The following is an 11,622-nucleotide window of genomic DNA, read 5'->3' as shown; positions in this document are numbered from 1 at the left end:
ACGACCCCCCGCAACCCGGCGGCACCGCCCGCTTCTTGCCGTCGAGCGCGGCGGGCCGTGCGCGCCCAGTGCGACGCTCAGCCGAACTGCACGCTCAGCATCGAGATCGAGCCGCCGTCCATGCCCTCGACCGGGAACGTCACCGCGTCGCCCTCGTCGCTGGCGCCGAGCACGTACAGCAGCGGCAGGTAGTGGTCGGGCGTGGGGATCGACAGCTCCGCGTCGCGACCCAGCGCCTCGTAGTCCACCAGCGCATGGTGATCGCCCTGCAGCATCAGCTCGCGCGCCTTCGCCTCGAAGCGCAGCGCCCAGTCGAACGGCTCGGCCGGATGCCGGCCCCAAGCATAGGCGTGCAGGTTGTGCACCACGTCGCCGCTGCCGATCAGCAGGATGCCCTCGTCGCGCAGCGGCCGCAGCAGGCGGCCCAGGCCGTAGTGGAACGCTGGCGGCTGCGACTCGTCGATGGACAGCTGCACCACCGGCACGTCGGCGTCGGGATAGACGTGGCGCAGCACCGACCAGGTGCCATGGTCCAGCCCCCACGAGCGATCCTCGCCCACGTCCAGCGGCTGCAGCAGTTCGCGCACGCGGCGCACCAGGTCGAGGTCGCCCGGCGCCTGGTATTGCACCTCGAACAGCTCGCGCGGAAAGCCGCCGAAATCGTGGATCGTGCGCGGCCGGGCCATCGCGGTGAGCAGGGTCGCCGGCACGTACCAGTGCGCGGACACCGACAGCACCGCGCGCGGGCGCGGCAGGCGGCGGCCGAGCGCGGCCCAGCCGCGGCTCCAGTCGTTGTCCTGCAGCGCATTCATCGGATTGCCGTGGCCGAAGAAGATCGTCGGCAGGCGCGTCGAGGTGTTCCGCTCAGTCATCGGGGGACTCCTGCAGTGACGATTCGTATCCACGTACTGCTTACATTCGCGGCGTTAGTCTGGCCCGATCGCCGACGCGACGCCATCGACCATCAGCGCGATACCACCCCAGGGAGGCAAGCATGAACATCGCCCTGATCGGCGTCACCGGCCGCGTCGGCTCACGCCTGCTGGCCGAACTGCTGCGCCGCGGCCACCGCGTCACCGGCATCGCCCGCGACACCGGCAAGCTGGCCGGCCAGCCGGGCCTGGTCCTGAAGAACGCTGACGCCGACCAGCCCGCGCAACTGGCCCCGCTGCTGGCCGGCCACGACGCGGTGATCAGCGCGCTGAAGTTCGCCACCAGCGAAGCGGCCGTACTGCTCGCCGCGGTGAAACAGGCCGGGGTCAGGCGGCTGCTGGTGGTCGGCGGTGCCGCCACGCTGGAAGTGGCGCCGGGGCACGTCCTGCTCGACACGCCCGGCTTTCCCGCGGCCTACCGGCTCGAGGCCGAGGGCGGTCGCCGCTTCCTCGACACCTTGCGCGGCGAGCACGACCTCGACTGGACCTTCCTGTCGCCGTCGGCCGAGTTCGCTCCCGGCGAACGCACCGGCAGCTTCCGCGTCGGCGGCGATGCGCTGCTCACCGACGCCGGCGGCAAGAGCTGGATCTCGATGGAAGACTACGCGATCGCCCTCGTCGACGAACTGGAAACGCCGAAACATCTCCGGCAGCGGTTCACGGCGGGCTACTGAACCGCGCCCTCACCGCACGCGCCACGAGAACATCCCATGAGCAAGTACAAGGTTGGCTACATCGTCGGCAGCCTCGCCAAGGGCTCGATCAACCGCCAGCTGGCCCACGCGCTGGCAAAACTGGCAGCGCCGCAACTGGAGCTGGTGGAGATCCCGATAGGGACCTGCCGCTGTACAGCTACGACTACGACGCGGATTTCCCGGCGGTGGCGCGCGCGTTCAAGCAGGCGATCGCCGAGGTCGACGCGGTGCTGTTCGTCACGCCGGAATACAACCGCTCGATCCCCGGCGCGCTGAAGAACGCGATCGACTGGGCCAGCCGGCCGTGGGGCAAGAACTCGTTCGCGCGCAAGCCGTCCGCCGTGATCGGCACCTCGCCCGGCTCGATCGGCACCGCGGTCGCCCAGCAACAACTGCGCGGCGTGCTGTGCTTCTGCAACTCGCCGCTGATGAACACGATGGAGGCGTACCTCCAGTTCAAGCCGGGCCTGATCGACGAGGACGGCAACGTCACCAACCCGTCCACCGCCGAGTTCCTGACCAACTACATGAAGGAGCTGCACGTGTTCATCGAACGCGTGCTCACCGTGCTGCCGCGGGAAAGCTGACTCCGGCACGACGACGGGCGCCGAGGCGCCCGTTGTCTTACCGCCTGGACGCCTCGCTCAGAGCGAGTAGTACATCTGGAATTCCAGCGGATGCGTGCTGGCGCGGTATTTGGTCACTTCCTTCATCTTCACCTCGATGTAGGCGTCGATGAAGTCGTCGGTGAACACGCCGCCCGCCTTGAGGAACTCGCGGTCCTTGTCCAGCGCTTCCAGCGCGGCGTCGAGGCTGGAGCACACCTGCGGGATGTTTTTCTCCTCTTCCGGCGGCAGGTCGTAGAGGTCCTTGTCGGCCGGCGCGCCCGGGTCGATCTTGTTGAGGATGCCGTCGAGGCCGGCCATCATCAGCGCGGTGAACACCAGGTAGCCGGAGTTCATCGGGTCGGGGAAGCGCACCTCGATGCGGCGGCCCTTCGGGCTGGCCACGTAGGGGATGCGGCAGCTCGCGGAACGATTCCGCGCGGAGTACGCCAGCATCACCGGCGCCTCGAAGCCCGGCACCAGGCGCTTGTAGCTGTTGGTGGTGGAGTTGGCGAACGCGTTGATCGCGCGGGCGTGCTTGAAGATGCCGCCGATGTACCACAGCGCGGTCTGGCTCAGGCCGCCGTAGAGATCGCCGGCGAACAGGTTCTCGCCGTTCTTGGCCAGCGACTGGTGCACGTGCATGCCGCTGCCGTTGTCGCCGACCAGCGGCTTGGGCATGAAGGTGACGGTCTTGCCGTTCTGGTGCGCCACGTTCTTGATGACGTACTTCATCGTCATCAGCTCGTCGGCCTTCTTCACCAGCGTGTTGAACTTCACGCCGATCTCGCACTGGCCCGCGTTCGCCACTTCGTGGTGGTGCACCTCGACGGTCTGGCCCAGCGATTCGAGCACCTTGCACATGTCCGCGCGCAGGTCGCCGAGCGAGTCGACCGGGCTGACCGGGAAGTAGCCGCCCTTGACGCCGGGACGGTGGCCGTGGTTCTCGCCGTCGTACTTGTAGCGCGAGGACCATGCCGCTTCCTCGGAACCGATCTCGTAGAACACGCGGCCCGGATCGTTCTGCCAGCGCACCGAGTCGAAGATGAAGAATTCCGGCTCCGGCCCGAAGAACGCGGTGTCGGCGATGCCGGTGGATTTCAGATACGCCTCGCCGCGCTTGGCGATCGAGCGCGGGTCGCGGCCGTAGGCCTGCATGGTGCTCGGCTCCAGCACGTCGCAATGCAGGATCAGCTGCACGTGCGAGCTGAACGGGTCGAGGTGGGCGGTGTCCGGATCGGGCAGCAGGATCATGTCCGACTCGTTGATGCCCTTCCAGCCGGTGATCGAGGAGCCGTCGAACATCTTGCCGTCCTCGAACGTCGACTCGTCGATCGCGTGGGCCGGGAAGGTGACGTGATGATGCACGCCGAGCATGTCGGCAAAACGGAAGTCGACGAACTCGACCTCGTGTTCCTGGATCAGGTCGAGCACTTGGTTGGCGGCGGACATGGAGCAACCTCGATGGGGATGGATGAACTGGCGGAGCAAGGCGCGTGCCAGTGGGTGGAAGCGTTGCGCAGCAAGGGCTTGCGTGTTTCCAGGGACGGCCGGAGAGTTTCATGGTGGTGCAATCACTCATGTGATTGCACCAACCAGGGTCAATGCATGAAGGCCCGGCCGGCCGACTCACCCATCGTAGGCGCTTTCCCCGTGCGAGGTAATGTCCAGCCCCTCGCGCTCCGCCTCGTGCGGTACGCGCAGGCCGAACACCAGCTTGACGAGCAGCAAGGCCAGCACGGAAACCACGCCGCTCCACAGCACGGTGAGGCCCACGCCCAGCGCCTGCACGCCAAGCTGGCGGAGGATCGGGAAGCCTGCCGCGCCGGTGCCGCCCAGCGCCGGCGCGGTGAACACGCCGGTGAGCAGCGCGCCCACGATGCCGCCGATACCGTGCACGCCGAACACGTCCAGCGCGTCGTCCGCGCGCAGCAGCTTCTTCAGTCCGGTCACGCCCCACACGCAGCAGAGGCTGGCCAGCGCGCCGATCACGATCGCGCCCAGCGGACCCACCGTGCCGCAGGCCGGCGTGATGCCGACCAGCCCGGCCACCGCGCCGGAGGCGCCGCCGACCATCGACGCATGGCCGCGCAGGCTCGCCTCGACCGCCAGCCATGCCAGCACCGCCGCGGCCGCGGCCAGCAAGGTGTTGAGGAAGGCCAGCGCCGCGCCCGCGTTCGCTTCAAGGTTGGAGCCGGCGTTGAAGCCGAACCAGCCCACCCACAGCAGCGCCGCGCCGATCATGGTGAAGGTCACGTTGTGCGGCTTCATCGGTTCGCGGCCGAAACCCAGCCGCGGCCCGACGAACCACGCGCCGACCAGGCCGGCCACGCCGGCGTTGATGTGCACCACGGTGCCGCCGGCAAAGTCCAGCGCGCCCTTCGCGTACAAAAAACCGTCCGGCCCGGCCCACACCATGTGCGCGATCGGCAGGTAGGCGAAGCTGAACCACAGCGCGGCGAACAGCAGCACGGCGCGAAAGCGCATGCGCTCGGCCAGCGCGCCCACGATCAGCGCGCCGGTGATGCCGGCAAAAGTGGCCTGGAACGCCACGAACACGTACTCCGGCAGCGCCACGCCGGCGGTGAACGTGGCCACCAGGCTGTCCTTCGTCACGCCGTGCAGGAACAGTTTGCCGAAGCCGCCGATCACCGCACCGCCGCCGAAGGCGAGGCTGTAGCCGTAGGCCACCCACAGCAACAGCAGCAGCGAGAACACCGTCAGCACCTGCATCAGCACCGACAGCACGTTCTTCGCCCGCACCAGGCCGCCGTAGAACAGCGCCAGCCCCGGCACCGTCATCAGCAAGACCAACAATGTGGAGGTGAGCATCCACGCCACGTCGCCCTTGTCGACCGTCGGCACCGGTGTGGCGGCGTGCAGCAGCGGCGCGGCCAGCAGCAGGGCCGCAACGAGGCCGCGGCGGAACTTGAATGATTTCATCGAAAGCCTCGCGGGCTGGGGGTCAGGAGGATGGCGTTCGCCTGAAGGGCGTCGTCCCCGCGAAGGCGGGAATGACGAGAGCCGAAGATTGGGCACTCGAACCGGGTGATGGCCGGATCACAGCGCATCGGCATCGAGCTCGCCGGTGCGGATGCGGACTACCTGCTCGACGTCGGTGACGAAGACCTTGCCGTCGCCGACATTGCCGGTGCGCGCGGCGCGCTGGAGCTCGTCCAGCACCGTGTCGAGCAGCGCGTCGGGCACCACTGCCTCGACCTTGAGCTTGGGCAGGAAATCGACCACGTACTCGGCGCCGCGATACAACTCGGTGTGGCCCTTCTGGCGGCCGAAGCCGCGCACTTCCGTCACGGTCATCCCGGACACGCCAGCACCCTCCAGCGCATCGCGGACCTCGTCGAGCTTGTGCGGACGGATGACACTGGTGATCAGTTTCATGGGTGGCTCCCGCGGGAATGTGTTCAGAACGACCGGGCCAGGCTCAGCACTGCCGTGGCGCGGCCCAGGTAGTGGCCGCGCGCATTGGTGTAGACCGGGCGGCGCGCGTCGGTGTCGTAGTAGCCCAGCGCCAGCGACCAGTTGCCGGCGAAGCTGCGCGTCACGCCGAGCTTCCAGTCGCTGTACGACGCGCCGGGCACGTTCGCCACCTGCTGGTGGCCGACGTGCGTGTTGAGCTGCCAGCCCGGCGCCAGCGGCTGGTTCCAGGACAGGTCCAGGTAGCCGCTGCGCTCACTGTCGGCATAGCCGAACAAGGAGGTGAGTGCGCAGGAGTACTTCAGCGACAGGTTCTTCCAGGCGACCGCGACGTAGATCTCGCTGGTGTTCGGCAACGTGGCGCCCGTGGGATAGCTGCCCGGATACTGATAGCGATACGCACCCAGGTCGACGCTCCAGCCATCACCGAGACGGCCGCGCCAGCCGCCGTAGAGATCCAGCTCCACGCTGCTGGAAACCGGCGCGGCCGGAGTCGAGGTATCGGACAGCCAGCTGACGTTGCTGCCCCAGCCGCCGACGTACCAGCCGTCGGCGTGATCGAACTCGACGCCGGCCTGCACGGCTGGCTTGCGGTCGGTCTGCGAGATGCCGCGGAACAGGTAGTCGCTGACCACGCCGGCATTACCGATCCACTGACTGGCCGGCGCGTCGCCCGCCCGCAGCGGTGCCGGGCCGGTGGCGGCGCAGCACGACACGGCCACTGCCGCAAACATCCCGCTTCGCCTCATGGGCCTGCCCTCGAACCGGTGGTGCCGTGGCGATGGCCGTCCAGACGTCCAGACGTCCATGCACCCACGACATGACCGCGCGACCGCGCGGCCTCACCAGACCCTCAGCAAGCCCCATGCCATGCACGGAAACTGTTGCCGTGAGGGCATCGGCGTCGCTGCGGCGCCGCGGACGCCCCTGCGTTCGCACCAACCACGGCGGTCGAGACGACCGGCTTGCACTGTTCCGGTGCGTGCGGGGTCATGCCGGCAAGCGGTTCAACCCGCTCCGCCTCAGGACATCGGCTCCGGCTTCGCGTCCAGCCTGGGCGGCAGCGGGATGAACTCGTCGTGGTCCAGGTCCGGCAGTTTCATGCGCCCGGCGGCCCAGTCGGCGCGGGCCTGGTCGAGCCGCTCCGGCGAGGAGGAGACGAAGTTCCAGTCGATGTAGCGCGGCCCCACCGGCTCGCCGCCCAGCGCCATCACCACCGCGTCGTCCAGCGCGGCGACGGTGACGGACTTGCCGGGCGCCAGCACGGCCATGCTGCCGACCTCCACACGCTGGCCATCCACCTCGACCTCGCCACTGGCGACATAGACCGCGCGCTCGGCGTACTCCGCCGGCAGCGAGGTGCGCGAGCCCGCACGCAACGTCCAGTGCACGTAGAACTGCGGCGAATCCACCTTCACCGGCGATGCCACGCCCGCCAATCGCCCGGCAATCATCCGTCCCTTGACGCCGCCTTCGCCGAACACCGGCAACGCCTCGCTGGCGTAGTGCCAGAAGCCCGGTTCCATTTCCTCGCGTTCGACCGGCAGCGCCGCCCACAGCTGCACGCCATCGAGTGGCCCGCCCTCGCGGCGCAGGCGCTCGAAGCGCTCGGAGTGGGTGATGCCGCGGCCGGCGGTCATCCAGTTGACCTCGCCGGGGCGGATCGGCTGCTCCGAACCGAGGCTGTCGCGATGCGTGATCTCGCCGTGGAACAGATAGGTGATGGTCGACAGGCCGATGTGCGGGTGCGGGCGCACGTCCGCCTCGCGCGGCAGGCCCGGCGCCAGGTGCTTCGGGCCCATGCGGTCGAAGAAGATGTACGGGCCGACCATGCGGCGCTTGGCGAACGGCAGCACGCGGCCGACCTCGAAGCTGCCGAGGTCGCGACGGCGCTGGGGGATGACGAGTTCGATCATGACTGCCTCCGGAGAACTTGCGCGGGTCGAATGATGACCACTATCGCACCGTGGACGCGTTTTCGTCGTGCCACCTGCCGGCCAACCGCTTAAGCTAGGCCGCCCCCGGCGGCCGGCCGGCGCCCCTTCCGCAACGGAATCCACCCGTGACCGATCTGTTCCACGTCATCCTGCTTGGCATCATCGAAGGCATCACCGAGTTCCTGCCGATCTCCTCGACCGGCCACCTGCTGATCGCCGAGCAGTTCGGCCTGGGCGCGCGCTCGGACCTGTTCAACATCGGCATCCAGGCCGGCGCGATCCTGGCGGTGACGCTGATCTACTGGAAGCGCATCTGGCAGCTGCTGACGCAATGGCGCGACCCGCTCAACCGCGACTACCTGCTGAAGCTGGCCGTCGCCTTCGCGATCACCGCCGTGCTCGGCTTCATCGCGGTGAAACTGGGTTTCAAGCTGCCCGAGAAGGTGACTCCGATCGCGTGGGCGCTGGTGATCGGCGGCCTGTGGATGATCGCGGCGGAACGGCTGGCCGCGCGCCAGCCCGAACGCAGCGAGGTGAGCTGGCGCGTGGCGATCCTGGTCGGCATCGCGCAGATGATCGCCGGCATCTTCCCCGGCACTTCGCGTTCGGCGGCGACGATCTTCGCGGCGATGCTGTTCGGCACCAGCAACCGCGCGGCGGCCACCGAGTTCGCCTTCCTGGTCGGCATCCCCACGATGTACGCGGCCACCGGCTACGAGCTGCTGAAGGTGGTCAAGGACGGCGGCGCGGTGCACGAGGACTGGACCGCCCTGCTGGTCGGCTTCGCGGTCTCGGCGATCGTGGCCTTCATCGCGGTGAAGTGGCTGCTCGGCTACATCCGCGCGCACACCTTCACCCCGTTCGCAATCTACCGCATGGTGTTCGGCGTGGCGCTGTTGCTGCTGGTGCCCGCCGGCGGCTGAGGCGAAACCGCGCAAGCCCCGACACCACAGGTCTTGCGGGCCGGCGGCCGAGGCAGAACCTGCAGTCATTCGCCCTGGGTCTGGGCCAGCAGCGCCTGCACCTTGAGCAACTGCGAATCGTCGGCGGGGGCGCCGTCCATGTGGGTGAGGAGTTCCTGCAGCAGGTCGCGGGCATGCGCGTGGTTGCGCAGGTCCACGTTCATGCCGCCGCACGCCAGCAGGGCGCTGGTGAATGGTTCGCCGCCCTTGCCGCGGGTGATGTCCACCACCTGGTCGCAGCGGCGCAACGCTTCGGCGCGGGCCTCGACGCCGGTCGACCGGGCCAGCGCGCGGGCCAGCCTCAGCGTGCGCTCGGCCACCAGCGGATGCCCGGGCGGATAGGTCTTGCCGGTGAGTTCCAGCGAGCGCCCGGCCAGCGCGACCGCTTCATCGTGCTGGCCGGCTTCGGTCAGCGTGGTGACCAGCTCGTCCATCAGCAGCACGTTCTGGTAGCCGTTCGGGCCGAGGATGCGCAAGGTATTCTGCAGAGCCTGGCGCTGGATTTTCTCAGCCTGGTCGAGCCGGCCCAGTTTGCGCAGCGCATTGCCCCACTGGCTGGCGCTGTACCAGGTGATGCCGGCATCCTCGCCCAGGATGTTGCGGCGCAGTTCGAAGGCCGCCCGCAGGTCATCCGCCGCCGCCTCGTAGCGCTTCAGTTCCAGGTAGGTGCGCCCACGCGCCGTCAGCAGATTGCCGCGTTCCACGCTGTCCCCGCCCAGGGCCGGCTCGGCCTCGGTGAACAGTGCCAGCGCCGCCTGCGGCTGTCCCTGGCTCAGGCGCAGGTTGGCCTGCCGGGAGAGCAGGGTGCCTAGCAGGTAATGCCTGGGGCCGAAGGATCGGCGGGTCAGCGCGATGGCACGCTCGAAAACCGCGTCGGCATCCCCACCGCGCTGTTCCTGCTTGAGCACGCTGGCCAGGGTGGTCAGCGGCAGGATCAGGCGCGGGGAATCGACGCCCTGCGAACGCTCGAGGCGACTGACGACATCGCGAATCATGGCTTCCGCCTCGCCGTCTCGACGCAACTGGATCAGTGCCTGCGCCGCGCGATGATAGGCATCGGCCACGCGCGGGTCGTCGCGGCCGAAGGCGGCCTCCAGCGTGCGAGCCGCCTCCCTTTCCAGTTGCAGCGCGGCTTCGCGTTGCTTGCGGTTGACCATCACCATGGCCATCGCCAGCTTGACTTGCGCCGCCTCCGGCGAGTCCTGCCGGCCGAGGCGTCGCAGCGTCGCCAGTGAACGCTCGGCCAGCGCCATGGCGGCATCCATGTCATCCAGCCTCGTCTCGATGTAGGCCAGCTTGCGTTGTGTCTCGACCACGGCCAGGTGGTCGGCGCCATGCAGTTTCAGGCGCTCGTCCAGCGCCCGCTGCAAGGTGATCCGGGCGTTCGGCAGGTCGCCCAGGTTGCCCTGGATCTCGCCGAAATCGTCGAGCAGTTCGGCATGCAGCGCGGGATCGCCCTTCAACTCGTGATCGATGGCGGCGATGCCGTCACTGATCAATTCCGCCGGTGCGCGGCTCTTCGCGTCCGGTCGCGACAGCGGGTCCTGCTCGCGGAACGCGCTAAGCACCAGTTCCTTGACCCGCTCGGCACGCCACGCCTGGTGCTGCGCGCGCCGCGCCTGCCACAACGCCGCGCCCAGGCCGCCGAGCAGCACGATGAACAGCAGCACGGTGGCCGCCACGCCGAAACGATGCCGCCACAACCAGCGCCGGAACGCATAGCCGGCAGAACCGCGGCGCGCCTCCACCGGATGGTGCGCGCGCCACCGTTGCAGGTCGGCGCGCAGGGCATCCACGGTCGGGTAGCGGTCGCCCGGTGATTTGCGCATGCAGCGCTGCACGATGGCGTCGAGGTCGCCGCGCAGCTGTTTCGACGGCACCGGGCTGTCGTCGCCGGCGACGCGGCTCGGCGGCGGCGGCTCTTCGCGCAGCAGGCGATCGACCACCAGCGAGATCGGCGTGTTGCCGGTGGACCACGGCCGCTGGCCGCTCAGCATCTCGTACAGCAGCACGCCCAGGGTATAGATGTCGACGGCCGTCGTCGCTGCGCGACCTTCGAGCTGCTCGGGCGCGGCATGGCCGGGGGTGAGCGGCGCGGTGCGGGTGAAGTTGGCCTCGCCCTCGCGCTCCAGCAGCTTGGCGATGCCGAAATCCAGCAGCTTGGCCTGGCCCTCGCTGGTCACCAGGATGTTGGACGGCTTGATGTCGCGATGGACCACCAGGTGCACGTGGGCGTACGCGACGGCGGCGCAGATCTGGTCGAACAGCGCGATGCGCGCGTCCAGATCCAGCGCGTGGTTGCGGCAGTAGTCGCTGAGGTTCTCGCCCTCGACGTACTCCATCGCCATCCACGCGCGGCCGTCCGCGCCGATGCCGCCATCGAGCAGGCGCGCGATGTGCGGGTGGTCGAGCTGGGCCACGATGCTGCGCTCGGCGGCAAAGCGCTCAGCGTGTTCGACCGCATCCACGCGCAGTCGCTTGATCGCCGCCCGCTGCGCAAAGCCGCCATCGACACGCTCGGCCAGGTAGACCTCGCCCATGCCGCCGCGGCCGAGCAGGCGCGCGATGCGCCACGCGTCGAAGCGTTCGTCGGCATGCAGCGGCGACGATGCCTCGGCCGTTTCGGCGGCATCCAGCAGCAAGGGGTGGTCGAGCACGGAGTCGTGTTGCGACGACGCCAGCAGCGATTCCAGTTCATCGCGCATGGCGGGGTCGTCGGCGCAATGCCGATCCAGGAAGGCCGCCCGCCGCGCCGGCGGCAACGCCAGCAGATCGGGAAACAGCGCCTCGATGCGTTCCCATGGCAGCTCGTTCGATTGCCGATCCACACGCGTTCCTCGTGATGGCCCTCCGCATCGCGCCATTCGCGACGCGCCCGGATCGCCGATCCATCGCTGCTGCAATCGTCATCCGCGGGCAAAAGCCGCCATCCCGCGCCGACTCCGTTTTTCCCCTGCCAAGCGAAATCGCTCCGTTTGTCGCACAATGGCCGTGGTTTGTCAGTACGGCCTTCTGCACGGCCACTTGCAACGCGGCAAGAGGGGTTGCCGCGCATC

The 11,622-nt window shown here is 68.7% G+C and carries 9 protein-coding genes and 1 pseudogene; 3 read left to right on the top strand and 7 right to left on the bottom strand.

What is annotated here, in order from left to right:
- Positions 1-77: 77 nt before the first annotated feature.
- A complete protein-coding gene (gene ygiD, locus ACVCL3_RS11550) occupies positions 78-872 on the bottom strand; it encodes a 4,5-DOPA-extradiol-dioxygenase (RefSeq protein WP_447101360.1) in 795 nt (264 codons plus the stop codon).
- A gap of 122 nt (positions 873-994) precedes the next feature.
- Between ygiD and ACVCL3_RS11545 the strand changes: the two genes are divergently transcribed.
- Both ACVCL3_RS11545 and ACVCL3_RS11540 read left to right on the top strand, forming a co-directional pair.
- Positions 995-1,606, top strand: coding sequence for an NAD(P)-dependent oxidoreductase (locus ACVCL3_RS11545; protein WP_447101359.1), 612 nt, complete (start codon positions 995-997; stop codon positions 1,604-1,606).
- A gap of 36 nt (positions 1,607-1,642) precedes the next feature.
- A pseudogene (locus tag ACVCL3_RS11540) lies at positions 1,643-2,214 on the top strand (NADPH-dependent FMN reductase).
- A gap of 57 nt (positions 2,215-2,271) precedes the next feature.
- On the opposite strand, the gene glnA reads toward ACVCL3_RS11540, so the two are convergent.
- The 5 genes from glnA to ACVCL3_RS11515 all read right to left on the bottom strand — a co-directional run bounded on the left by glnA (position 2,272) and on the right by ACVCL3_RS11515 (position 7,583).
- On the bottom strand, positions 2,272-3,684 hold the full coding sequence (glnA, locus tag ACVCL3_RS11535; protein WP_395120698.1) for a type I glutamate--ammonia ligase: 1,413 nt from the start codon (positions 3,682-3,684) through the stop codon (positions 2,272-2,274).
- A gap of 177 nt (positions 3,685-3,861) precedes the next feature.
- Positions 3,862-5,175: an ammonium transporter gene (locus ACVCL3_RS11530; RefSeq protein ID WP_447101358.1), complete on the bottom strand. Its 1,314-nt coding sequence runs from the start codon at positions 5,173-5,175 to the stop codon at positions 3,862-3,864.
- 117 nt (positions 5,176-5,292) lie between these two features.
- The gene (locus ACVCL3_RS11525; protein ID WP_447101357.1) at positions 5,293-5,631 is read right to left on the bottom strand and encodes a P-II family nitrogen regulator; all 339 of its coding nucleotides are present in this window, start codon (positions 5,629-5,631) and stop codon (positions 5,293-5,295) included.
- Between the two features lie 23 nt (positions 5,632-5,654).
- The gene (locus ACVCL3_RS11520; RefSeq protein ID WP_447101356.1) at positions 5,655-6,416 is read right to left on the bottom strand and encodes a TorF family putative porin; all 762 of its coding nucleotides are present in this window, start codon (positions 6,414-6,416) and stop codon (positions 5,655-5,657) included.
- Between the two features lie 273 nt (positions 6,417-6,689).
- Positions 6,690-7,583 carry a pirin family protein gene (locus ACVCL3_RS11515; protein ID WP_447101355.1) on the bottom strand — a complete coding sequence of 298 codons (894 nt, stop codon included), beginning with the start codon at positions 7,581-7,583 and terminating at the stop codon, positions 6,690-6,692.
- A 146-nt stretch (positions 7,584-7,729) separates the two neighbouring features.
- Here ACVCL3_RS11515 and ACVCL3_RS11510 point away from each other — a divergent pair, with 146 nt between their 5' ends.
- Positions 7,730-8,527 carry an undecaprenyl-diphosphate phosphatase gene (locus ACVCL3_RS11510; RefSeq protein WP_447101354.1) on the top strand — a complete coding sequence of 266 codons (798 nt, stop codon included), beginning with the start codon at positions 7,730-7,732 and terminating at the stop codon, positions 8,525-8,527.
- Positions 8,528-8,592: 65 nt separating this feature from the next.
- Here the strand turns inward: ACVCL3_RS11510 and ACVCL3_RS11505 are convergent, their stop codons facing one another.
- Positions 8,593-11,394, bottom strand: a complete 2,802-nt coding sequence (locus ACVCL3_RS11505) for a protein kinase domain-containing protein (protein ID WP_447101353.1) — start codon at positions 11,392-11,394, stop codon at positions 8,593-8,595.
- Positions 11,395-11,622 lie beyond the last annotated feature (228 nt).

It is taken from the genome of Rhodanobacter sp. UC4437_H4 (assembly GCF_052978425.1).
Note: the sequence above shows the minus strand (reverse complement) of the source record. Positions and strands in the feature narration are given on the sequence as shown.